Source organism: Vulcanisaeta sp. EB80 (assembly GCF_002078205.2).
The window spans coordinates 1-22,336 of the sequence record NZ_LCWN02000032.1; the positions used below are offsets into that span (position 1 = coordinate 1).

The following is a 22,336-nucleotide window of genomic DNA, read 5'->3' on the forward strand; positions in this document are numbered from 1 at the left end:
GATTCTGTCTATCATTGTAAATTACTCTTTTTACGCGTGAGTATATAAAAGATTTATTGAGAAGTTATGAAAGTGATGTTGGGAAATCATTGATTTATTTATTAAAAGAGGTAGAGTTAGCGAAATTGAATGATAAAACAGACCTAACAGGCGCATGCCCTATATAAGGCAGTAAACCCTAAACCCACATCGTGAGGGCTGTTGGTTTTGAGGCTCATGGAAACCCTGAGGTCCTTAAGGTTATGGAGTTGCCTAACCCCATGCCAGGGCCTGGCGAGGTTGTGGTTAGGGTTCTGGCAACCTCGTTGAATAGGATTGATGCAATAGTGAGGAGGGGTTACCCAGGCATACCCGTTAAGCTTCCCCACGTCCTTGGTGCGGATATCGTGGGAGTTATCGAGAGGATTGGTCCAGGTACGGACCTTGGAGACTTCAGCGTTGGTGATGTTGTCCTCGTGAATAATGTGTGGGGTTGCGGGACCTGTAGGTTCTGTAGGGTTGGGCTTGAGGATCACTGCCCGTCCTGGACCATGCCGGGTTTTCATGTGTGGGGTGGTTACGGCGAGCTTGTTAGGGTCCCAGTTAGGGCGTTGGTGCATCCACCCAAGGCCTTTGGCGTGAATGAGCTGGCTGCCTTACCGCTCGCCTATGGCGTTTCCTGGAAGGCTCTCAGGGTTTCTAACGTCAATCCTGGCGATTGGGTGTTGGTACTTGGTGGCTCGGGCAGTATTGGTACTGCATTGACAATGCTAGCCAAGGCGCTTGGTGCTAGGGTTATTGCGGTGTCCAGTAGGGGTGATGTACTGAGGAGGCTTGGTGCTGATGTGGTTGTGGGTTACGGTAGGGATGAGTTGTTGGGTGTTGTTCGTGAGAGGACTGAGTATGGTGTTGATGTGGCGATGGATGCGTTGGGTTGGACGTTGCCCATGGCCATGGATGCCGTGAGGCCCGGAGGCGCTGTGGTGACCTTCGGCGTCCTGGGTTCCGATCCTACGTTTACAATAGATATTAGGCGCTTTTACCTAAGGCATACTAGGCTTATTGGTATTCACAATTCGGCGAAGTCATACCTAGTGGAGTTGCTGAACTTCATGAGCACTAAGGGGCTGAAACCATACATAAGCGGTATCTACAGCATTAGAGATGCACCAAAACTCCACTCAATGATGGAGAGTAGGGGTGTTGTTGGTAAGGTGGTGATGATCCATGACTGGGAGGATTGAGGTAATCATATACATAGCGCTACCGCTCGTGCTCTGGCCGCTATCCTTCGACGTATTTAGTAGGTATTTCGTATATGGCATGGCCATATCCACACTGCTTATTGGTTCCTTAACCCTAGCCTGGTTTAGGGATAGGCTACATTGGTTTAGGTTGGGCGCCATAATCGTTATTCTCACGGGAATCCTATTCGCGTTCATAATGTACATTGTCTTCATTGGCGGTTACGCCATACTAACATACCTAGGGTTATCCAAGTACGTAGCCATGGTCTACGTAATGATTAGGCGTTCAATAAGTAAGTACGCCCTAGCCGTAGCCCTTGCCATCATTGGGATCATGGAGGAACTGTACTGGAGAGGTGGTCTCCAGGAGTTGATGAGGGGTGTTGGTGGTATTGCTAGGCGTGAACCATGGCTACTCTCCATGACCTACTACACCCTAATCCACATATCAACACTAAACCCAGCCCTCGTGGCCGGGGCCTTTGCGGTAGGCCTTATTGATGGGTTATTGGCTGATAAGGTTGGTTTAACAGCATCAACAATAACGCACATACTATGGCTTGAACTAATGATGGTCATACTACCGTTGTAGTGCACGGAATTAATTTAACTGAATAAATCAATAAATACTTAAATAATAGAGAAGATAATAAACCATTAATGAATAAATTAGAATTCACCGAATTCCTAGGCCTAATAAGAGCCTGGAGCCTATTCATGACACCAGCTGCATCAATAATCGGTATCGGCTATGCCAACTACCTAGGCCTCATCCATAATTACCTAGAGATACTTTACTTCGTGCTCGCAGTCCTAGGCGCCCTACTTCTCCACATGAGTGTTAACGTACTAAATGATTACTACGATGTAAACCAGGGAGTGGATTCCATGGAATCCCCAACGGCCAGGTATAGACCACACCCAATACTGACAGGTAAGGTTAGCCTACCCACGGCAAGGGCGCTTGGGTTCTCACTCATGGGGCTTGGCGTGGTAATAGGCATATACCTCGTGCTTATCGAGGGCCTCTGGATCTTGATCTTTGGGCTATTGGGTGTATTCTTGCTATATGCATATACGGGTCCACCATTCACACTAAAGTATAGAGGTCTTGGTGAGATTTCTGTAGCATTAACATGGGGACCGCTCCTCATTGGCGGCTTCTTTGTGGCAACTAGCATGGGTATTCTAAAGCCAGCGATTTTGCTAGTATCCATACCACCAATGCTCATAATGTTCGCAATAATCTACGCAAACAACTATAGGGACAGGAATTTCGATAGCAGGGCTGGTGTAAAATCCCTTGCAGTGTTAACGAGTAGGTATGGCTATGGAATATACGTAGCATCCCTAATAACCGCATTCATAATAACAGTAATACTTACAGCGGCTAAAATAACACCATTTACATCATTAATAGCCATAGCCACGGCATCCATGGTACCAGGGCTAATTAAGGACTTCCGTGCAAATAAATACGATATTGACGCCAGGACAGGGAGGCTATACACAATATTCTGCATACTATACGGCGTAGGCATGATAATTAACTCACTAATTTAACGGCAAAGAAGGAAAAGTTAAATATGACATAATGATTATTACAATAGGGCCCGTAGCTCAGCCAGGTAGAGCGGCGGCCTCCGGAGCCGTAGGACGTGGGTTCAAATCCCACCGGGCCCGCTAACTCCTTGTTCTATTCTTCATGTATTCGTGTTCGTGTCGTTTATGTTCCTCGTGTCACCCATTTACGAAAAGTTTTTAAGGGAGTTTGCATGCAATTGGGTGATATGGAGAGCACGAGAGAAGTCCCGTTCACATCAATAGACCTGGACAACGATGGTTTGTACTTCATAGCGAGGGATGGTGATGCATGGGTATATGTGGATGCCGAGGACAGGTTGGTGAAGGTGTTCGGCAGCCTCGTGGACGCCCTAGCCTACGGCTTGCACGTCAGCCCAGAGGACATCACAGAGGTGGTTGCCGGCGAGGGTGAACTCAGGGTTTGCCTGCCCAAAGAGTGCCTTGAGTTCAAGGCTTGGGTTGATTAGGATGGTCGATTGCAACCTGCTTGACCTGGCTCAAATAGGCGATGACCAGAGGAGGTCCATAATCGAGTTCGTGAGGGAACGTAAAGGAGTCAAGCCCAGGGACTTGGGCGTTACTGACGCCTATCTGCGAATGGTTAGGCTAGGCAAGGCTAGGGCTGGTGATGGCTTATTGTGCCAAGCACTGAAGTACGTCACCGAGGATGAACTGAGGCTGTTGTTGAAGGGCATAGTGCCTGAAGCCAAGGCAAGCCTCAATGATGCAGTCAGGGTAATAGCCACAGCCAGAACAGACCCAGAATTTAGGGAGTTCCTGCTAGGCTTGATTAAGGAGTACCTCGGTGATTACATAACAACGCTCCAGCAGACCTGGCATGTGAGTGAGAAGGACATTGAGGATTTCATCAAGGCTAAGAGGTTGAAGGGCGTTACCGAGAAGACGCTTAGGGATTACGTGCACTACCTCAGGGAGGTGCTTGCAGAGCTGGATTGGACCCTAACGCCCGACGGGATTAGGGAGTACCTATCCGAGTTAGCCGAGGATGGTGAGGAGCACGTCCTACACCACCTAACAACAGCCCTCAAGTCCCTACTCAAGACCGTCCTCAAGCCCAGGGATCCAGCCCTGTTTAGGGCTTTGTATGACGTCTTCACAGTCTATAAACCAAAGAACAACACCAAACCCAGGCTGCCTAGTGTTGAGCAACTTAGGCAGGTCTGGCAACAACTACCCACTATAGAAAGCAAATTCTACTTTGCCCTGCTTGCCGAGACTGGGCTTAGGCCGGGTGAGCCTTTCCTGTTGAGTGTTGATGACTTGGATGTTGAGCACGGCATGCTCAGGGTTGGGAAGGTAACGCCCACTAAGAGGGCGTTCATAGCCTTCCTACGCCCAGAGTTCCTGGACTGGGTTAAGCAAGTGTACCTCCCGCATAGAGAGGCTTGGGTCGAGAAAATGGGTAGGGCTTGGTCGGCGAGCAACCTGTTCAGTAGGGAAATCATTGAGAACGCAAAACGCAAACTAATCCCGTTCGACCAAAGCAGGCTAAGGCGAGAAATCAAGGACACAGCCAAGCAGGTGCTTGGGCGTGAGTTCGAGCTTTATGAATTGCGAAAATTCTTCGCTACGCACATGATAAGCCAAGGAGTGCCCGAGTCCATAGTCAATACTTTACAGGGCAGGGCACCACCATCTGAATTTCGCATACTGGTCGAGCATTATTGGAGTCCTAGGCATGAGGAGCTTAGGCAGTGGTACATCAAGCACGCACCACGTGTCTGCTGCTAAATTACTAATTATTAATTAGGTAGTCTCTCACCTCGGCACAACTGCCACCGCAGTGACTGCCGTCTCTCGAGTCTCACGTGGGCACTCGGTGCACGACCAGCACTGCAGTGAGTGCACGAGAGTTGGGCAAAACTTTCACCCACCACATACAAAACAATAACCTTGAGTTTTCTAAAAATCGAGCGAGTGCTCACTATTGATATTAGGAAAAACTCAAGTCGGGCACGTGCAAATCGTGCTTTTACTCAACAATCTTGTACAACCTGCACGGGATTCACAATGAAAGGATGGTCTCCCGTGCAACATAGAACAGTTGTTCAAGTCCATGAGCCAAAGACCTGGCAATTTGTTCCACGACTATGATAGTAAAGTGCTAGCAAAGTGATAGCACTTTGATAGTCAGGTTGTTAAACACCCTGCCATTCACAGTGTTATTACAAAAATACCGAAAATATGGGCAAACATGTTGGAGAAAGTTTATTAAGGGGTGATAAGGATAATTCAGCGGGGGTGAGAGGGAACGATGGGGAACTCATCAACGGGGAGTCAGGTACCGGGCTTTACATCACCAATGATAGGCAACGTCCCCAGCCTTTTAAATGTATCGCCGATGCAGACAGGGCCTAGCTATGTAGTGCCTGGCAATACGCTGAAGGATGGAAATAGATACATACTGAAGATCGCTGACCTGGACAGCTTCATCGGTAGTTGGTTGGCTGCCTATGCAGGTCGACTCATAACCGTTTACCTACCGCAATACAACATCGCTTGGTCTGGTTACTCATCAATACGCAGGACGGAGCATCCATACCTATACATAAGGTACCCCAAGCAGTTGAAACGCCTCGCCGAGGAGTTGTGGAGAATCGGAACAATACCCGTCGTTGTGATAATACCAACACTATCAATGATACAGGGCAGTCTGAAACCTGCACAGAGGTGATGGACATGGCAAGTGTTGCTAAGTCCGTCTATAATTGGCGCAAGGAGGTCGATGGCGTAAAAATATGCTCGCTATACAGCGTGAAGGGGAACTGCAACATCATTGTTGGCGCAATAAAACCCGACCTAGCATATAGGTTAGCTAAAAACCTCGGGTGCACCTCAGTGTGGAAACTCGGGCAGTGCGCAACAAAGGCCTGCAAGGGTTACCTCCTCGATAGAGCGGTGTTTTGCAAAATTCTTCACGACTTCGTAATCAAAACGCTACTCATACCGCTGGGCTTCGACCCAGAGGGAGTCAGGGTGTTGTGGGACCTTTCCTATGCACTCACCGAGGAGGAGGTTTACCGTGAATCTAGGAAGCAACCAATCATTACCAGGGAGGACGCCGAGCTCCTGGGTTTCAAACTCACGAAAACCAGTGAGGACGGTATTAAGATCTTTAGTGAGAGTGAGTTGCGTGCGCTAAATGCGTTGTTAAGGAAAGCAATAGCAACAAGGTCGATTAGGGCTGTAATCCAAGTGAACCTATCGGGATGGGCTTCGTTCAGCAACCGTAATTGGGCAATCGTGTATAAGGAACTTTACGACTTCGCTAAGGAGCCACAACCCATTGTTGTTTACCCCGACGACCCGAGATACGGGAAGGTAAGGGAAGTCATGGGAGGTGGTGAATCATGAACACACGCCAAAACTGGAGCCAGGTGAGGCAAAACCAGCAGCGTCAAGCCCAAACGAAGCCGCAAGTCATGTCCCAACAGCAACCGCAACAACCAAAGAAGGCTAACGATTACGGGGGTTTCGATCCCCTAGTAGACAAGCAAATGTGCAAAATCAAGCTTGGGAATGGCGAGGTCATTGAGGGCTTGATCAGTGCAGTATCAAAGTTCTGGTATTTGGTTAATGTCAACGGGCAAGTCGTAATCGTGAACAAAGCGTGGGTTGTGAGCATCACACCCATTCAAAACCCCAACACAAACAACCCCACGAACGAGGTGAGCACAAATGCCGGGAAAGCCTCGAGAACAAAGTGATTCGGATACATTTAAAACTAACGCAGATATTGCTGACGCTGCCAAGAAGCTTTACGAATTAGGGTTTAACGTTGTGCCCGTTAATTCCGACAAAAAGCCTGTTACGTTTTGGAATGCAACCAATAGGCAAAAATGGGAGGAGTTGAAAAAGTATCTACCAAAGGCTAGCGGTTTGGCTGTTACTGGGAGTTACCTTGAGGATGAGGAGTACGGTGTCGTTGTTCTCGACCTAGACGACGTTGATACAGCAAGTGAGGTGCTTAGAAAAGCCTTTGGCGAGGAGTGGCGTGCGAGGCTTTGCGGGCAGACATACAGTTTCTGTGGCCTCACTGGTCCTAGACCGAAAAACCGAGTAACGTGCAATTGCAAAGGCCCTGGTGAGGATTGCGATTGTGTTGTGCAGGACACTGGCGAGCACAAAAAACTAAGCGAGTTGCAGCGTGGCATGTACATTGTTGTTAGGGTACCGAGGAAGTGCCTGCCAGGCGGCACTGTTAGGAGCGAGGCTATCGAGGTGATGGTCTCGAATTATGAGGTTGTTTATGGAAAACACCCATCAGGTGCCTATTACCAACCCGTAAAGTGGGAGGACGGGCGTTGGGTGCCGATTAGTATTGAGGACGTGGGTCAGGGAGAGGTAATCACATGCGATGAGCTAAAGACCATAATCGCATTGGTTGAGCAATCGGTAGTTAACTGGTTGGAGGAGACTGGTGCTAGGGCGGAGGAGGAGGCTGCGGCTGAGTCTGCAACCGATTACACCGAATACCTGGCTTTGACTGAGGGCGAGCTAAAGCTCCCCGAGCCTACGAAGGACCTTAGCGAGGAAAGAATCAACCAAATCGTTAATTCAGTAAGGCCCATTTGGTGGTTCGAAACTGACGAGGGTAAGCACATACACGACTCAATCCTCTTCGGCCTATCCAGCATAATGAGACGTGATGGCATTAAGTATGAAGTGGCCAGGAAGGTGGTTGAGCGAATAATAAACACGGGTATCCAAGACATCTCCGATAAGGTGGATCAAAACACCCTGCAGCGAATAATCAAGAACGAGGAGAGGCACTTTAAGGAGACTGTGGATTACATCTACACCAAGCCCACCGCAAAGCTGTGGGGTAGGGCAGCCTTCGAAGATAACCTGAAGCGGGTGATTCAAAAGGCCATAGAGAAAGGCCTACTGAAGTTGCAGGAACCTGAGGAGTGGTTCGACGCAATAATCCACGCAATAACCGGCATAAATGCAGTGGTTACTGAGGAGGTTCTTGATGAGTACCTGCCCCGTGAGGAGGGACCCATCAACGTCCCACAGTGGGCTAGGGGCCTTGAGGTACCAAAGCTTGAGTACTGTCTTAGCAAGCCGATTTGCGATAAGGCCCTAGTTACGCACACTAGGGAGGACAGCCAATATGACGTAGTGGCGATTAAGTCCGTGGCTAAGAGGGGAAAGAAAAAGGGCGGTAGAAAGCCCAACTACTCACCGATTGCGTTGCTGCCCAAGTATATGGGGCAGGTGTATGATCCCTTCTATGGCGATTGGTTCTTCGTGGCACTACACGACGGCAAAGTAATAGCGGTATCGACCGACTTTGATAACTTCATTGAAGCGTTGAGGAATGCCCCAGGTATCCGTAATTACATCATCGGGAACGAGAAATACCTGGATTTGATTAAGGCAATCATGCCCAGGGTTAGGCTTGTTATTAGTGCTGGGATCACCGATGATGGCTTCGTGGACCCATACGGCTTGCTCGACATTTCTGACTACGGAATAGAACCATTGCTGAAGGCATACGAGTGGATTAAGAAGTACTACCCCGAAAGCAACGCTAGGTGGGCGTGGTTCAACGTGATGGCCAGTTTTGCCAAGTTGATAACACCCATGGTTAGGTACAAAAACAAAACATTCAATGATATGATCGTTTATAATTACGGACAAGGCGGTGAGGGAAAAACATCACTGGTTAGGCACGTGCTGGTGCCATTGTTAGACGAAGAAAAAGAAGACGCCAAGAAGTACTACTTCATTGTTATTAACGGAGCGGTCACCTCCGAAGCCCAGCTTAGGAACCTGCTTGCTCTGAACAGGTTGCCGTTAATCCTCGATGAACAGGACAAAAAGGCACTTTCGGCAAACGTCGGTATCTTTCTAAGTGCTGTTGTTGGTATGGGTACGATTAGGGTGCAAGCTGCTAGGTATGGGCAAGGCATCGCAGTGAGGTTCTTGAACCTGAGGGGCATGGTTGCATACACCAACGTACCATTCGTGAAGTTTTTGAAAGAAGTTATGAATGAAGCGAGCGATTATGCGATAATACGCAGGTTCATCGAAATCTCCTGGGACCATGAGCCGATAAATAGGGAGGGATTCAAGAACCTGCTCGTGCTCAAGCCCATCTATGGATTCGCAACCAGACTCTGGCAGAAATACAGAGATGAACTGGTTAAGACAGCTGATTTGCTGGAGCTTATTGAGAAACTGGCGATGGCAATAGGACGTGAGTACCTGGGCGATGCTAAGGTGAATGAGGTGGTGCAGTACACCCTGGGCATAGTCAAGGAATTAAGGGAAGCGAAGAAAAACGAGAAATTGGCACTGACGGACGCCGATGCATTGGTCGATTCTGCCTACAGATTCGTGGCTGAGGAACTCAAGACACCACCGGCTTCCGCAGTTAAGGTGCTGAGGTATATCCTTGAAAACCCACAGAGGGCCGGCATAAAGCTAACAAAGCCGAGGAACAGTGAGGAGCTTGAGAAGCTAAAGAGAGACCTGGATGAGGTAATCCATACACACTTAATGTACCCATACGGTATCGAGGACACGTCTGATAGAGGAGTCATCGGAAAAGACCCTGACGCAGTTGCGTTGTACGTATTACTGAAGAACGCATACGATGAGGACCTGGTAGAGGTCGTCATATTCACGAAAATGCCGCTAATATCCAACGCACGTAGAACTTTCCTAGGAGCACCTGAGTCTAGTTTCACCATAAACGGCGTGAAGAAAAACGGATATGCAATACCGCTGGCGAAGCTGGTCAGGATATTCCTCGAAAGGGAGCTAAAAAATGAAAACGAAGGGAGCGGTGAAACCACGGAAGAATCGAGCAGTAACGGTGAGACACCATGAGCCTTGATATTTGTATAAATGCACGATGGGTATTTTCAACTGTAGCAGGATTTCGCTACTTCACTATATTCACTACCAGCTCCAGTGAGTTAGCAAAAGTTTTTGCTAGCACGGTTTCCGTGAATTCCACGTTCATACCTTTCAATTCAGCTCCTCTTGCAACCCGTGCACGATACACGAAACTAGTAGTTTTTGCTAGAGTTAGCCCCTCTGGTAGTGAATATAGTGAAGTAGTGAAACCGTCGCTAGGTTGTAGAAGTGCAAATGGTTACGGTAACTCTACGGTTTTTCCGTGCAGGCACGAGAAAGCACGCTGGGGTGGTGCTTGATGGGTGAGGTCGAGGTTGGTAGGGCTGTCAGGTGTGCGGAGGAGTTCCTTGAGTACGTGTTGAGTCATAAGGAAGAGTTCCTCGCCAACGTGGCTAGGGGTGATGGTGTCCTGAAAATAACCACGGCGAGCATTGAGCACTTCATTGTGGATAGGTGCATGCCCAACGGGTGGTGGCGCAAGTCAAGCTTCTTTATGCGCTTCTACAGGCACCTAATCAACAGGCTAACCGAGCTTGGGTTTGCCGTCACCTTCGAGGGAGGAGGAGCCACCAGGAGAATAGTGGCTAGACCAATTGCTGAGGCACAAGGCATCGCCAACCTGTGGGCAGTGAAGCCCAGGCAAAAAGCCTAACGCGCATATGTATTTCCCCCTTCAAATTGACCATGGTGTTGATGAATATATTAAATGGGTTCTAAAACTCGGGCTTGGGTGTGGTGCCTGCCCCGTGGGGCTGGGTTGGTCTCCATGCTTTTCTATTCCGCCGTGACCGAGCCCTACGGGTGTCTCAGTTAAATAACGGCTTTGTGAATGCCGTGTGTCCTATATAGCGATACCCTTGTGTTTGTTGTGTCTGTTATGTTGAGGCATTTATATTTCCCAAGCCGGTATTTACACCAATGGAGTGGAAGTCAGTACGGGTCCCGAGGGAAGCCCTGGATAAGTTGGCGAAGCTTAGGGAGTCCTTGGCTAGGGACCTTTGCGACACGCCGGAGTGCAGGCAGTACCTAATGGATACACTAACCCCTGGGCGCTTCTTCAGTGCCGCCGTTGACGTGGTTAGCCAGGACAACTCCCTAGCCCTGAGGTTGGTCTTGAGGCTTTACGAAAAAAGCGGCATCACGGCATACGTGAAGGCTAAGGAGATGCTTGACAAGAGGGTGAGGGGTGGTTTGTGATGGATGAGAAGAGCATGGACGTGTTCACGCACTACTACAACAACAGCACTCTAGCCAGCCTGATCTACGACGTGCTGATGGGTAAGAAGCCGTTCTTCAGCTCCCTCATTGTTGGCCAGCCCGGCGTCGGCAAGACCAGTTATGCATACTACAGCCTCAAGACAGCCATCATAGCCTCCCTATGCACCCACCGTGGGATTAAAGGCACTGCACCATGCATTGAGTACGTCGAGAAGAACTACGGCGAGTTATGTATGAGCAAACACTGCACCAAGCCTGACGGCATTGATGAGGAGTACAGGTGGGCTTACTACACGGGAGTCAGTGACTTGGAGAGGTTCTTGAATGACATGCGTGACTTAATTGAACACGTGAATGAGTTGAGGAGGAAGCCGATACTCTTCCTGGATGACTTGGTGTCTAGGAAGGCTTATCAACTAGGTGGCGAGATGCGTGAGCTTTACCAAGCCTTCAAGGAGGCTTACAGGATTATCAGGGTTACTTCCGGCGTGGTTGTCATGACCGCAATACATAAGTCATACTTCCCCGAGGAAGTTGCGGCAAGCAGTGAGTTCATATACGCAAAGTACGGCTATGATGAAATACTGTATGAAAGGTGGGTTTACGCCAGGTATATGAAGATGTGGTTCGGTGATCAGTACTGGTTTAAGGCATTGAAGCCGAAGTGGATTGACAGGGTGCCTAGGAGAGCCGTATTCGGTCTTCCCGAGTGGCTTGAGAAGGAAATTAACGAACGCAAAATATACACGTTGAAATCCGTGCTAGACAGGGTGCTGAATAAGAGGAAGGTTAGGAAGGAAGCACGAGGTGGGTGATTCACCCATGCCCACAAAACAAGTCACTGCATCACCCACCGTTAGGTACAGGATTACGCGCCTTGACCGTGAGTACGAGGCGTGCATGGCATCGATTGAGGACACCCTAGCCGAGCCACCGCCTGGAGACACGAAGCATGTGCACATCGCTTTTCTCGAACCTAAAGAATTCATTAATGAGGTGATTCTTCCTCTGGCGCAGTCCTGCTATACTTCCATGCTCCCACCACCGTCAGTCCTCATGTTTAAGTACCGCAAGGATCTCCTATACACATTACAGACCAGGGGTTTGCCGATAACCTGCCTAGGCCCCAACATTGTTGAGTCCTTAACAACAGCGACAACAGCGTGCCTAGAGAACCACCTGAACAAGAGGGAGCTTGAGAACAGGTACGCAATTAAGGAGAGGGAGAGTGAATACGCTAAAGCCACTTGGAATTGTGTGATCAACGTGGTTAAGGCGATGTATGACCTAGCCAATGAGTATGGCTATGCAGAAGCAATGGGCGAACTTGAGGTGACTTAGGGATGGGTGCCGAACCCATGAAGGCAATTAGAGAGGAGACTGTTGAGAACTGCCTACAGGAGCTACAGAGGCGCTCTAACTTCCACAACGTGCCCGAGCTGACCTACGCCCTGACCTACGCCAGGTCCTGCCTAAAGGCTATACTCGAAAACGCAAGCCTCTCGGAACTGGCTGAGCTGTTCAAAAACGCTTATGGCAAGGACATTAGGGGCTTCGTCCCTCAATGCGTTGATGAGGAGGTCAAGGCGTTCCTAAAGGATGCTGGGTGCATAGGTGTCAGTGAGAACGACACGCAACTGAGGGAGTACTACGAATATTTTTGCATACTCGGCCTAGTCCTGAGGGTTCACGGCATCTTCAGGGGTTCGCTAACGCCGAAGAGCACCCCACCGAAAATCGGCGAGAAGTCCAAGCCGTGACACCCCACCTAAAACCAAATAAAATTATTATTGGTTTTAGTTCCTTGCCTTTGCCCTCTCCCTGTGCTTGGGCTTGAGGAATATTGTCCTTTTCTCGGTCTTTGTTGGGTGCCTGGCGATTATGTACTCGACAGCGTAGCCTCTCCTCCTCGCTATTGCCGTTAGTGCGTTAATCAACCTGCCCAAGCCACCTCCTCTGGTTAGGTCTAGCCCGCATAGTTCATGGGCGAGGCTCTTCAGCACTGTTGTTGTGACCTTGAGCTCGCCGTCTCCTGCCAGGACGTTCCTAATGAACCTACGCCTATTGCTCAGTATGTACTCGAGGATGCACCTTGCACAGGCTTGTGTGGGGCTGCTTGCCCTAGTGCCCTCGGTGCATGTGCCTGGTTTGGGCTTGACCTTGAGCCTCGTCATAGTGAGGCACCCTCATTGAGCCTGTAAACCCTATGACGCTTACCACCCACCCTAATCCAGGCTCGCCTTATGACACGCTTTTTCGCTAACTCACTCAAGTATGCATTCAGCAGTGGTCTTGACCAGCCCTTTTCATTCACGAAGTACTCGACCAACTCGTCATATGTAGCCATTTTCGTGCTCTTCCTGGCTAGGTAGAGCACCAACTCCATCTTCTTGCTTAGTCTCCCGCTGGGCATTACGTGAGTTTTCATGAGGTAGGTTAAATTCTTAACTGCCTGGTTTACTCGAGTATTCGGCTCTGGCGTTCACGGTAGCAAAGGTAGGTTTAATGCCGGTGTTAAACCTCTTATTCCCAGCTCCAGAGGGCTTATTTCCCACAAAAACCAAATTTTGCAGGTAGGTTTAATGCCTATGGTGGCGAGCCAGTCTTCCACTGAACCGAGTGATGAACCTTGACCGCACGAAAACCACGGCAGATAGGGGTCTCCGTTCGTTTAGACTTAAATTTGTGTTTTTGGTGTTTTTCGCGCTATGCCTGTGTATAACCCGTTCATGCCGTGGACTTACCAGCAGAATAGACCGAGGCAGCCTAAGCCAGCAACTACTGAGGAGGTTAAGCCACCAACTGCACACCCAAGTCCGCCACCACCGACGGCAACAGGTGGTGGTTCCGCGCCGTACATCTCCGCTAACCCGCCGCCTACCGTTTCCGAGTTGCTTAGGGAGGCGCAGGGCTGGGGTGGCGGCAGCTTAACGCCGCAGGAGAGGCTTGCCCTGCTTAGCCAGTGGAGTCAAATCATTGAGCAAGAGTTGAGTGAGGGTGAGCCAATACCGGTGTGGCAACTTGCTTTGGTGAGTGCATTGGCGCCAAAGGTAATAGCTGGCGTGTATGCAAGCCCATCGCCACCAACAACGACGGGAGGCACAACCCCACCCGCACCATCACCTACACCGCCAAGTGGTGGCAGTGGTGGCTCCACGCCGAGTACTAACACGGCTATTCAAAACACGGCTTTGTCCATGGCTCAGGGTGTAGTTAGTAACTATAGCAGGCACGGTCTCGCCTACGGACCTGGGATTAACTCTGCCGAGTCCTTCCTGGCGTACATGAACGCCCTCAAGCAAAACAACCCATCGCTCTATAACCAGCTCATGAGTAACCCAACGATTCAGCAAGCCATGCAGAACGCCCAAGGGTACATCAATTATGCGAACACCTTCGTGAACTGGCACATGAACCCCAACCCGACAATGACCACCCAGCAGTTCGGATTAACCACGGCGAACCAGCTCATGACACAAATCAATCAGAACATGCAGTCTGGGAATTACCAGCAGGCCCTCCAGTACGCCCAGATGCTCAACGCCCTAGCCCAGCAGTACAACCTACCCATAAGCACCCAGTCCCTTAACACCCTGGTTAATGAATTAACAATACTGAGCCAACTCCCGCAACCACCCAACACACAGCCACCACACATGTCGCCCCAGCTAATGCGTGCCATAGCGGGCTCCGACCCAGGCTTCTACAGCCTTATGATGATGAATTACTACCGAAACACCTACCAGAGCTGGCTGAACTACTCTAATGAACTCAATCAGTTAGCTAATGAAGCCCAGTCAATGGGACTCACAGACCTGGCGAGCAGGTTGAGGGCACAGGCAAACACGGCAAACCAGGTAGCCCAGGGGTACCTAACGCAGTTCATTATGTCGGCTCCACCCGTCCAGCAGTTCATAAGCTCGTACAACCAACTCGTGCAGTTGTTGAATAATCAGCCAGATCCATCAACCAACCCACAGGGCTGGCTCCAGTGGTATAGGGAGGTCATGAGCACCGCCCAGCAAGCCTACAACGCATACGACCAAGCAAAGATATACCTAGCCCAGGGCAAGGACCTGCCGCAGATTCAGCAACTCATTGAGGCTGGTGGCTATGTGACACAACTAAACCAGCAGTTGGGTGCGTTGCCCATGCTCAACGTGACGCCTAACACATTGACACAGCCTGGTGGCTTGGGTGCAACCTTCATGGGCGGAGCATTACTACAATCATACAGCCAGTTACCGCCTGGCACACAAATAACACAGACGCAGACAACACCACAATTAACGCCTGCCGAGAGGGCTGGCGTTGAGTTTAGCCAGTGGATGGCAAAGTACGGCAACGTGAACGCACTCGCCCTAGCATTCCCAGAACTCTCGCTCATTGATTACCTACTACCACAGAGACAGAGGCAGGTGCTGCAAACCCTGGCGAGAGCAACCAACCCGATAGAGGCAGGCATTGGTTTCTTCCTGCCGACAATCGCAAACATATCCCAATTGACCGGTACATTCCTCGGAGCAATGGGTGTACCGCAAAGCATTACTCAGTACTTCAATTATCCAGCCGAGTTTTGGTTTGGGCTTAACCTCGGTGCCTACCAGACTGGTCAAGGCATACAGGCACCAAGGGGCTTGCCTAGGGAGGCTTGGCAGTTCTTGACGGGCACGCCATACATCACGCCATACTCGATTGGTTCCCTGGCTGGGTATGTCCTGCCCATTGCTGCCTTGAGGTCTCCCGAGATTGCTAATGTACTCACTAGGATAGATCCAACAATGCTCATGATGAGTGGCTTGGGTAGGGGTTTGATTAGGACTGGGGCTTGGTTGGAAACGGCAGGACCATCGCTTGCCGAAGAGCTTGCACCAATTGCGGAGAGCGGTAGGCTCGGCTCATCAATATACAGGTTGGGCGAGTTCCTAGGGGACATAACTGGACTAGCGGGCAGGGGCTTGAGGTTCATAGGCAGTGCCTTGACTCCCGTCATGGTTGAGGAGAACCCAGTGGTTGAGTTCGAGAGGGTTGGCGAGGGCTTATTCAGACCAACACTTGAGTTGCAACCAGCCCGTGTCAGGGTTGCACCGATTGTCACCGGCATTAGCGAGGAGATACCTGGCCTGGGCACAATAAGGATTATCCCCACCGAGTCCAGGGTCGTTGGTGCATTAACACGTGAGGGAGAGGTGGCTGGCGTTGAGGGCGTCACAACGCCGTTTGTTAGGGCGCTGGTTGAGGAGCTACCTCCCGAGCAGGCAATGGAGACGCTTAGGGAGGTGAGGTACATGATAGGCATGACGGGTAGGCTACCCATAGAGGCGGGCTTCCTGGTTGGTGTGAACCCGCTCTATGAGGAGTCCGAGCAGGGCGTGTTTGACGTCGTGAACAGGTTATGGCGTTTGGCAAGGGCTTCGAGGCTTGCGGAGCAAGTCATGGAGAACACGGAGTCACCACTACTTGCCAGGCTCACGTACGAACTGACTCAAAACATACCCGTGACTGCCTTTGAGTCTGCACGCTTCGGCAACTTCATGCGTGACGTCGAGGAAGCCGCAATCACGAGCAAGGACTTCAACGAGTTCATGCCTAGGATAGCACAGATAGCGAGGAATTACGGGCTAGAGGCACCACCGAGCACAATCGCCAGCGAGTTGTACAGCGAGTTGATGGGGAGCCTAAGAACAATGGCGTCTCTAGAGAGCCAGGGCTTGGTGAGACCCGGTGCCCAAGCCATTAGGTTTGTGGCGAGTGAAATGCCTGGCATGCCGTATTTGCTTGAGTACGGTCCAGCGAGGGCGTTTGGGTTGGGTGAGACTGGTGAACTAGTGAGCGTGCTTGAGGGCACGGAGAGGCTGCCCCGTGTTGGTTACGCAGTCACTCCCTACGGCAGGTTATTGACAACAATCACCGAGGAGGAAGCCGAACTACCGCCAGCCCTAAGGGCGGGTGAGGAGGCGTTGGGCGGTGCAGAGGCTGGTGCCGGTGCTAGGGCAGGCGAACAGCAACTACAACAACTCGAGAGGCTGGGTCTCACTAGGGAGCAGGCAATGGAATTGCTCAGGCAGGCTGAGTCCATGGAGACTAGGTTCGCCCCAATAGGCGGTGCTGAATTAGGCGCCCTGGCTAGGGCGCTCGAGGAAGCCAGACAGAGACAGCAACCAATAGCCACAGGCGGAGGCAGTCAAGTCTCTATAACCATACAGAGACCCACCACCCAACTGCCGCAGTTACCAACCACAACGCAGGCTAGGACTGGCGGAGGAGGCGGTATAGGCATTGGTGGCGGAGGAGGTGGCGGAGGAGAGTCAGAGCTTGAGGAGTACTGGACCTGGGTCATACCACCAGAGAGGAGAGGCTTTGCTGTGGTGCCGCCTCCCTATGTGCCCATCACCACTAGGACTGTGACCCGCACACTCACGACCAACCCGCCAATAACCACGCCACTACTCCCACCGATCACCATCACACCGACCGGCACACCAACAACCACTAGGCAGGAGAACCCACCAGTGACCGAGAACCCACCAGTCCCACCAACGGCAGTGCCACCTGTGCCACCATTCCTGATACCACTGCTGTGGCTCCCATCAACAATGCCAACACAGTACCCACTACCCAGTGAGTTAGCCAGGCCAGGCACAATGAGGGAGATACTGGTGCTGTAACTACTAATTAATAATTAGTAGTTTTGTGCCTCAAAACAACAGGTTTTTATTTCTCCTTTTCAAGCTCTAATTTGATGGGTTTGGGGAAAGTCATTGGGCTTGGGATTGCCCTAGGTCTTGTTGTCTTAATTCTAGTGGCAGCAGTGGGTGGGGCGGTGATTCGCCCATCGGAGGTCACTGGTCCGGGCATAGTCGGCATGCTCATGCTACTTGGTGCCTTGTCCTACATCGCCGATAAATTCAACAAAGCACTCAAGGAGTACAGGGCAATGAAGGCATCGAGGGTTGGGAAACCACTGCAGTGAGTGCCGAAATGGCATAGCACTGACTCGGTGATGAGGCTCCCTGGTGCGGTAGTTTTAAAACCAAGTTGTGCCTTTATTCTCCTAGTATGAGCCTCGCTAGGCGTGTGGACCCGGGCACGGCAATGCACAGCATAATGAGCAAAGAGGCACAGCGTGTCAAGAGGAATGTGGATAGGTTGTTTGAGAGGTGCCGTAAGGCGAGTAGTGTGGCTGAGTTCATGGCGTGCATTGATTCGGCACCGCCACCTGTGCGTGATGTGGCGAGGACGTTGGTCCTTAGCATGCTCAACTCGATGGGGCTGAGCTACTCGACTTGGGAGGAGGCTAAGAGGGACGCAAGGAACATACCCTACTATTACCTAGCCATGCAGTTCGCTAGGTCTTAGTCGTTTACGGGTTCGTGTTTTTGAACCCGTGCAATTGGGTGACACGTTCGTAAAACCCATTTACGGCTAACCGCAATTGGTCTTGCGGTTATGTGGTCTCCGGAGCCGTAGGTCGTGGGTTCAAATCCCACCGGGCCCGCTAACTCCTTGTTTAGCCTTTCCTCACAGTGTTACAGCTAAATATGTAGCCGTTCGTTGAATCTATTGAAAATTGCCTTTTTCCTTCTGTTTTTATAAGGTATGTAATATGAATATATGAGAAAAATTAAGCTTATTTATTTATCTTTGTAAATATGTTTTCTTTAACATTCTGTTTTGGTTCTAGATTGATATTGAAGAGTGATTGAACAAAAAGCTTATATAAAACTGAAAGAAATAATACTCACCATGATGGTTAATACCAGGATAAAGTATGTATTTACAATAATGATTACGATTATAGTTTTCATACTTAGCTCGGTTGTGCTTGGTCAAGGTTATACGCAGGCGATTTTGAATTTACAGAGTTGGCAGCAGTACTTCGGAATACCTCACGTGTACCAAGGCGATCAGATGGGTTATCCAACTAACCAATGGCCGTGGTATTATGGGCCATTAACCATAAGCCAATATTGGAGCTCGGCGAGTGTAAACCAACCCGTGCTGGAGCTGGTGTCGTCCCAACAGCATTCAGCTGGTGCCATGTTTTGGCGGGAATATTACAATGGTAGTTCTCCTGTAACGGTAACACTAATCGGCGTATACACCCAATACTCATTTCCAGGGCCATCCGATGGCTTCATGATTTACCTATTCTTAACACCGACAATGTGGAACATAAACCCTAGCTACAATTACTCAATACCTTACTACTCCACCGCACGTGAGAATTTCTCGCCAGTGGCGGGTGATGTCATAATGCCCCAGAGCTCTAGTGAATACATTATCGTTCAGTGGGATCCATGGTGGCAGTTTGGGAATAGAACCAATGGTGCTACTGGTCAGTGGAATGTTTGGTTAGTTAGTAATCCGGATGGCTCCTTGGTAACCATTTATCCAACCCCCTCACCCAACCTTGGTTGGCCATACGCTGGTTGGGATGGTATTGGCAATGGTGCATTTCAGCCAAGGCCTGGCGATTATGTACGCATAATAGTCATTTACGACCCAGTAACAGATACACTCAACGGCTACGCTTACGATATGAGTACAGGACAGTCGTCAAGTTTTGCATTAAACCTAAATGGGTACTACGAACCACCAAGGAGCGGTTATTACGTATTTGGTGTTGGTTCAGGAACAGGCAACAACTATGCTAACTGGGGCCTTGTGTTCGTAGCCACCCAGGGTTTAGCGACCGTATTCTCATCATCAATACCGTACATCACGTTATACCTAGTCATTGTAGTAGTTATAGTAACTTCGGTAATAGTGTCTGTCATGGTTATTAGAAGGCGGAGACACTAGTAGTAAATACCCAACACCACTAGGAAGGTAATTATTGACCGTGCTCTTGTGTATATCCTAATGAGGACTTATTCGTTAAGTTGTGTAAATCTTCGCAATTTACATGATACTTTAGGATATTCTTGAGTAACTATTCAAGGTCAAGCCTTATTGATGCCATGATAATAATAGTCAAATTTTAAATAGCTAAAGAACTATTTTTACCCTTAGCGTATTTAGATTTATTGTGTCATCACTAATTACGACGTTCCCTATCCTCGGTCACCTATATAATTCCTAGCTGCTTCAATTGATTAATGCATGGGTGGTCAGGTTATCTCTTTGTCCTGAGTAGTTCGTAGTCCTCCTCCCTAATTGATATTATCGAGAGTTGCGTATGGTCCTGCCGACCACTCTCCCGTCCTCGCCTTATTGGTTATGAATAGTAAGTCATTGAACACATGATCCACATTAACAGCACCAACAGGATTGTTGAGTGCCTTGTCGAATTCAATAATCACCGTGAATCACGTGGAGGATCCCATTCATTAACTGCTGGGTGGTTGGGATTGGAGGTACCTGGTGACTTAATCATGAATGGGCCAATAAACGTTAAACCACAGCTTTGTAGGGAAATTGCTTGCTTTTGCTTTCTTTGTGACCTTACATAAAAGAAGAATAGGTTACTTGATTCTCATTAAAGCAAAGCGTGAATTGCATGGTTACGCATTGAACCTTTGTAACTAAACCCGAAAATCTCTATACCTGCCTTTAATACTGGGTTTTCGGTGTTGAACCGAGCAAATACGATCATGTAGCCCAAAAGCTGATTCAGTCCAATGTTTTTATAAATGCTATTAATTAAATTCAATCTTTCAATGCTAATTGCGCAAATGCCTGTTTTATGCTACATTTAATTTAATAACGTTAAAAGTATGGAAGTCGTATGCAATGCAGTTTACATTAACGAGATGGTATGTTTAATTTTTAAGGCGCTTATAATAAGTCTATTTGTATGGGTAACACGATTCAGCCCCAGGCTAGGCTTAGGAGGGCCCTGACTTCGATGGATTTCTTCATGCTTTCATTTACCGGTATGGTTGGTAGTGGTTGGTTGTTTGGTTCTCTTGGTGCAGCTGCTACGGCGGGTCCGGCGGCTATTCTGTCGTGGGTTATTGCCGGCTTTCTAATGATATTTATAGCGTTATCCTATGCCGAGATAGGCGGTATGCTTCCCAAGTCGGGTGGCATTGTTAGGTATCCGCAGTATACTCATGGTGGTTTCGCATCGTTCCTAATGGGTTGGGCATACTTCCTAAGTGCTGTTACGGTTGCCCCATCTGAGGCTATAGCTGCTGTGACCTACATGTCTAGTTATGTGCCATCGTTGATGTCTAACGGTGTTCTAACACCACTTGGTACTTTAGTTGCTGCCGTCTTCACGGTTTTCTTCTTCCTACTCAATTGGTTTGGTGTCCATGTTATGGGTAAGACGAACACTGGTGTTGGTTGGTGGAAGCTATTAATACCGACGCTCACGTTTATTTTATTAATGGGTCTAGCTATGCATGCCGTTAACTACGCAGGCTTGCCTGGCGGTTTTATTCCATATGGTTGGTCTGCCGTGTTTCTGGCGATACCAACAACGGGTATTGCCTATGCCTACTTTGGTTTTAGGCAGGGTATCGATTATAGCGGTGAGGCTAGAAAGCCCACCGACGTTGTTTGGGCTGTTTCGGTTTTCATGGTTATTTGTAGTACTTATTTCTGTTGGTGATTAAGTCCTTTTAGGGCTGTTAGGTATGCTGATGCTGTGTGCCTGTCTAGTCCATATTTCTTCATGATTTCGTCGTGTTCTGTTGAGTTTGTTGTTCCCCTTGGGTTTACGTATTTAGTCTCTATGCCGTATAGTGGTGCCTTTAGGGCTATCCTCTCAATGATTGTGCTTCTGAAGATTGTGACCTTGTGGTTGTAGTTCTCATGACCCCTGTCGCCATTCCTAATCCACATTAATTTCAACCTACCGAGAACCTCCGGATTCTCCAGGAACAAGGTCTTAACGCCATTGTTGTAGGCGTAGTTAAGCATCTCATGAATCCTCATGCCGATAATGCTCCAAGCCTTGTGCTTGGGAAATCCTCGTGCAGTCACCTCACTAAACCAGAATGTTTTGTGGTCAATGAGTTCACCGTCTTCATTAATGATTACTAAGTTAATCCTATCCACATTAACATCAACACCACCAAATAGTTTACCACCATTGCGTTTATGCCTAGCCATGTGCTCGTAGTAGATGTCCAACGGTACCGTCATATGAACCTCACCGCGAACCCACAGTTGATTACCCCTAACACCGTAGTCCCTAACCACAACCTTACCCATGTACTCAACACGCCCGGTGAGGATTGTATCGAGCAACTCACTGTAGATCCTCGGTATTGTGGGTCTAACCACGACCCTATCAATCGACCCATCATACCTAATTGTTGTTATGTGAAACTCATGGTTTTGCTTCAAGGTAATGTTCCTATTTGGATGCTCAAGCTCACTCTGCTGGAACATCAACCAATCACCCAACTCAACACCCCTAAAATCAACACTCAACGACCTACATGACTCGTAGATGCTCATTA

23 protein-coding genes and 1 tRNA gene are annotated in these 22,336 nt (G+C 49.3%); 20 read left to right on the forward strand and 4 right to left on the reverse strand.

Going from position 1 to position 22,336, the window contains the following annotated elements; all coding sequences use genetic code 11:
* Window positions 1-191 precede the first annotated feature (191 nt).
* From B7L70_RS06865 to B7L70_RS06935, 15 genes are all read left to right on the forward strand, one after another.
* Window positions 192-1,223: an alcohol dehydrogenase catalytic domain-containing protein gene (locus B7L70_RS06865; protein ID WP_081227136.1), complete on the forward strand. Its 1,032-nt coding sequence runs from the start codon at window positions 192-194 to the stop codon at window positions 1,221-1,223.
* Window positions 1,207-1,818 (forward strand): type II CAAX prenyl endopeptidase Rce1 family protein, encoded by a 612-nt coding sequence (locus B7L70_RS06870; RefSeq protein WP_081227137.1) that lies wholly within the window; start codon window positions 1,207-1,209, stop codon window positions 1,816-1,818. Before B7L70_RS06865 ends, B7L70_RS06870 begins: the two co-directional genes overlap by 17 nt.
* A 68-nt stretch (window positions 1,819-1,886) precedes the next feature.
* Entirely contained in the window at window positions 1,887-2,789 is a 903-nt protein-coding gene (locus B7L70_RS06875; protein ID WP_081227138.1) for a prenyltransferase, read from the forward strand.
* 46 nt (window positions 2,790-2,835) lie between these two features.
* A tRNA-Arg gene (locus B7L70_RS06880) sits at window positions 2,836-2,909 on the forward strand.
* 107 nt (window positions 2,910-3,016) lie between these two features.
* Window positions 3,017-3,277: a hypothetical protein gene (locus B7L70_RS06885; protein ID WP_081227139.1), complete on the forward strand. Its 261-nt coding sequence runs from the start codon at window positions 3,017-3,019 to the stop codon at window positions 3,275-3,277.
* A 1-nt stretch (window position 3,278) separates the two neighbouring features.
* Window positions 3,279-4,562, forward strand: coding sequence for a tyrosine-type recombinase/integrase (locus B7L70_RS06890; RefSeq protein ID WP_081227140.1), 1,284 nt, complete (start codon window positions 3,279-3,281; stop codon window positions 4,560-4,562).
* 523 nt (window positions 4,563-5,085) lie between these two features.
* The gene (locus B7L70_RS06895) at window positions 5,086-5,505 is read left to right on the forward strand and encodes a hypothetical protein (RefSeq protein ID WP_143701571.1); all 420 of its coding nucleotides are present in this window, start codon (window positions 5,086-5,088) and stop codon (window positions 5,503-5,505) included.
* 5 nt (window positions 5,506-5,510) lie between these two features.
* The gene (locus B7L70_RS06900) at window positions 5,511-6,185 is read left to right on the forward strand and encodes a hypothetical protein (RefSeq protein WP_143701572.1); all 675 of its coding nucleotides are present in this window, start codon (window positions 5,511-5,513) and stop codon (window positions 6,183-6,185) included.
* Window positions 6,182-6,538: a hypothetical protein gene (locus B7L70_RS06905; protein ID WP_101940253.1), complete on the forward strand. Its 357-nt coding sequence runs from the start codon at window positions 6,182-6,184 to the stop codon at window positions 6,536-6,538. Before B7L70_RS06900 ends, B7L70_RS06905 begins: the two co-directional genes overlap by 4 nt.
* On the forward strand, window positions 6,510-9,671 hold the full coding sequence (locus B7L70_RS06910; RefSeq protein ID WP_143701573.1) for a hypothetical protein: 3,162 nt from the start codon (window positions 6,510-6,512) through the stop codon (window positions 9,669-9,671). The genes B7L70_RS06905 and B7L70_RS06910 overlap by 29 nt, the downstream gene beginning before the upstream one ends.
* A 328-nt stretch (window positions 9,672-9,999) precedes the next feature.
* Complete coding sequence (locus B7L70_RS06915; protein WP_143701574.1) at window positions 10,000-10,353, forward strand: hypothetical protein; 354 nt, start codon at window positions 10,000-10,002, stop codon at window positions 10,351-10,353.
* 266 nt (window positions 10,354-10,619) lie between these two features.
* A complete protein-coding gene (locus tag B7L70_RS06920) occupies window positions 10,620-10,898 on the forward strand; it encodes a hypothetical protein (RefSeq protein ID WP_081227146.1) in 279 nt (92 codons plus the stop codon).
* Window positions 10,898-11,734 (forward strand): ATP-binding protein, encoded by an 837-nt coding sequence (locus B7L70_RS06925; RefSeq protein WP_081227147.1) that lies wholly within the window; start codon window positions 10,898-10,900, stop codon window positions 11,732-11,734. The genes B7L70_RS06920 and B7L70_RS06925 overlap by 1 nt, the downstream gene beginning before the upstream one ends.
* Before the next feature lie 7 nt (window positions 11,735-11,741).
* Window positions 11,742-12,260, forward strand: coding sequence for a hypothetical protein (locus B7L70_RS06930; protein WP_143701575.1), 519 nt, complete (start codon window positions 11,742-11,744; stop codon window positions 12,258-12,260).
* A 17-nt stretch (window positions 12,261-12,277) separates the two neighbouring features.
* Window positions 12,278-12,679: a hypothetical protein gene (locus B7L70_RS06935; protein WP_143701576.1), complete on the forward strand. Its 402-nt coding sequence runs from the start codon at window positions 12,278-12,280 to the stop codon at window positions 12,677-12,679.
* A gap of 36 nt (window positions 12,680-12,715) precedes the next feature.
* Here B7L70_RS06935 and B7L70_RS06940 read toward each other — a convergent pair whose 3' ends face one another.
* Together B7L70_RS06940 and B7L70_RS06945 are read right to left on the reverse strand one after the other, a co-directional pair.
* Entirely contained in the window at window positions 12,716-13,093 is a 378-nt protein-coding gene (locus B7L70_RS06940) for a hypothetical protein (RefSeq protein ID WP_081227150.1), read from the reverse strand.
* The gene (locus B7L70_RS06945; RefSeq protein ID WP_081227151.1) at window positions 13,090-13,332 is read right to left on the reverse strand and encodes a hypothetical protein; all 243 of its coding nucleotides are present in this window, start codon (window positions 13,330-13,332) and stop codon (window positions 13,090-13,092) included. Before B7L70_RS06945 ends, B7L70_RS06940 begins: the two co-directional genes overlap by 4 nt.
* A 295-nt stretch (window positions 13,333-13,627) precedes the next feature.
* Here B7L70_RS06945 and B7L70_RS06950 point away from each other — a divergent pair, with 295 nt between their 5' ends.
* The 4 genes from B7L70_RS06950 to B7L70_RS06965 all read left to right on the forward strand — a co-directional run bounded on the left by B7L70_RS06950 (window position 13,628) and on the right by B7L70_RS06965 (window position 19,724).
* Window positions 13,628-17,587 (forward strand): hypothetical protein, encoded by a 3,960-nt coding sequence (locus B7L70_RS06950; protein ID WP_081227152.1) that lies wholly within the window; start codon window positions 13,628-13,630, stop codon window positions 17,585-17,587.
* Between the two features lie 74 nt (window positions 17,588-17,661).
* Window positions 17,662-17,892 carry a hypothetical protein gene (locus B7L70_RS06955; RefSeq protein WP_081227153.1) on the forward strand — a complete coding sequence of 77 codons (231 nt, stop codon included), beginning with the start codon at window positions 17,662-17,664 and terminating at the stop codon, window positions 17,890-17,892.
* 86 nt (window positions 17,893-17,978) lie between these two features.
* Window positions 17,979-18,278 (forward strand): hypothetical protein, encoded by a 300-nt coding sequence (locus B7L70_RS06960; protein ID WP_081227154.1) that lies wholly within the window; start codon window positions 17,979-17,981, stop codon window positions 18,276-18,278.
* 390 nt (window positions 18,279-18,668) lie between these two features.
* Window positions 18,669-19,724 carry a hypothetical protein gene (locus tag B7L70_RS06965; protein ID WP_162009123.1) on the forward strand — a complete coding sequence of 352 codons (1,056 nt, stop codon included), beginning with the start codon at window positions 18,669-18,671 and terminating at the stop codon, window positions 19,722-19,724.
* Between the two features lie 350 nt (window positions 19,725-20,074).
* Here the strand turns inward: B7L70_RS06965 and B7L70_RS13390 are convergent, their stop codons facing one another.
* A complete protein-coding gene (locus tag B7L70_RS13390) occupies window positions 20,075-20,224 on the reverse strand; it encodes a hypothetical protein (RefSeq protein WP_162009124.1) in 150 nt (49 codons plus the stop codon).
* Between the two features lie 494 nt (window positions 20,225-20,718).
* On the opposite strand from B7L70_RS13390, the gene B7L70_RS06970 reads away from it, so the two are divergent.
* A complete protein-coding gene (locus B7L70_RS06970) occupies window positions 20,719-21,480 on the forward strand; it encodes an APC family permease (RefSeq protein ID WP_238376145.1) in 762 nt (253 codons plus the stop codon).
* On the opposite strand, the gene B7L70_RS13395 is transcribed toward B7L70_RS06970, so the two are convergent.
* A partial coding sequence (locus tag B7L70_RS13395) for a hypothetical protein (protein WP_081227156.1) occupies window positions 21,465-22,336 on the reverse strand: 872 nt, incomplete at its 5' end. The genes B7L70_RS06970 and B7L70_RS13395 overlap by 16 nt on opposite strands.

What these genes read in the sequence shown, in the direction of transcription:
- B7L70_RS06915 (WP_143701574.1), top strand. Translation starts at nt 10,000, where the DNA reads ATGGGTGAGGTCGAGGTTGGTAGGGCTGTCAGGTGTGCGGAGGAGTTC.
- B7L70_RS06955 (WP_081227153.1), top strand. Translation starts at nt 17,662, where the DNA reads ATGGGTTTGGGGAAAGTCATTGGGCTTGGGATTGCCCTAGGTCTTGTT.
- B7L70_RS06970 (WP_238376145.1), top strand. Translation starts at nt 20,719, where the DNA reads ATGGGTAACACGATTCAGCCCCAGGCTAGGCTTAGGAGGGCCCTGACT.
- B7L70_RS06900 (WP_143701572.1), top strand. Translation starts at nt 5,511, where the DNA reads ATGGCAAGTGTTGCTAAGTCCGTCTATAATTGGCGCAAGGAGGTCGAT.
- B7L70_RS06925 (WP_081227147.1), top strand. Translation starts at nt 10,898, where the DNA reads ATGGATGAGAAGAGCATGGACGTGTTCACGCACTACTACAACAACAGC.
- B7L70_RS06905 (WP_101940253.1), top strand. Translation starts at nt 6,182, where the DNA reads ATGAACACACGCCAAAACTGGAGCCAGGTGAGGCAAAACCAGCAGCGT.
- B7L70_RS06885 (WP_081227139.1), top strand. Translation starts at nt 3,017, where the DNA reads ATGGAGAGCACGAGAGAAGTCCCGTTCACATCAATAGACCTGGACAAC.
- B7L70_RS06965 (WP_162009123.1), top strand. Translation starts at nt 18,669, where the DNA reads ATGGTTAATACCAGGATAAAGTATGTATTTACAATAATGATTACGATT.
- B7L70_RS06875 (WP_081227138.1), top strand. Translation starts at nt 1,887, where the DNA reads ATGAATAAATTAGAATTCACCGAATTCCTAGGCCTAATAAGAGCCTGG.
- B7L70_RS06945 (WP_081227151.1), bottom strand. Translation starts at nt 13,332, where the DNA reads ATGCCCAGCGGGAGACTAAGCAAGAAGATGGAGTTGGTGCTCTACCTA.
- B7L70_RS06870 (WP_081227137.1), top strand. Translation starts at nt 1,207, where the DNA reads ATGACTGGGAGGATTGAGGTAATCATATACATAGCGCTACCGCTCGTG.
- B7L70_RS06895 (WP_143701571.1), top strand. Translation starts at nt 5,086, where the DNA reads ATGGGGAACTCATCAACGGGGAGTCAGGTACCGGGCTTTACATCACCA.
- B7L70_RS06960 (WP_081227154.1), top strand. Translation starts at nt 17,979, where the DNA reads ATGAGCCTCGCTAGGCGTGTGGACCCGGGCACGGCAATGCACAGCATA.
- B7L70_RS06930 (WP_143701575.1), top strand. Translation starts at nt 11,742, where the DNA reads ATGCCCACAAAACAAGTCACTGCATCACCCACCGTTAGGTACAGGATT.
- B7L70_RS06910 (WP_143701573.1), top strand. Translation starts at nt 6,510, where the DNA reads ATGCCGGGAAAGCCTCGAGAACAAAGTGATTCGGATACATTTAAAACT.
- B7L70_RS06940 (WP_081227150.1), bottom strand. Translation starts at nt 13,093, where the DNA reads ATGACGAGGCTCAAGGTCAAGCCCAAACCAGGCACATGCACCGAGGGC.
- B7L70_RS06920 (WP_081227146.1), top strand. Translation starts at nt 10,620, where the DNA reads ATGGAGTGGAAGTCAGTACGGGTCCCGAGGGAAGCCCTGGATAAGTTG.
- B7L70_RS06950 (WP_081227152.1), top strand. Translation starts at nt 13,628, where the DNA reads ATGCCTGTGTATAACCCGTTCATGCCGTGGACTTACCAGCAGAATAGA.
- B7L70_RS06890 (WP_081227140.1), top strand. Translation starts at nt 3,279, where the DNA reads ATGGTCGATTGCAACCTGCTTGACCTGGCTCAAATAGGCGATGACCAG.
- B7L70_RS06935 (WP_143701576.1), top strand. Translation starts at nt 12,278, where the DNA reads ATGAAGGCAATTAGAGAGGAGACTGTTGAGAACTGCCTACAGGAGCTA.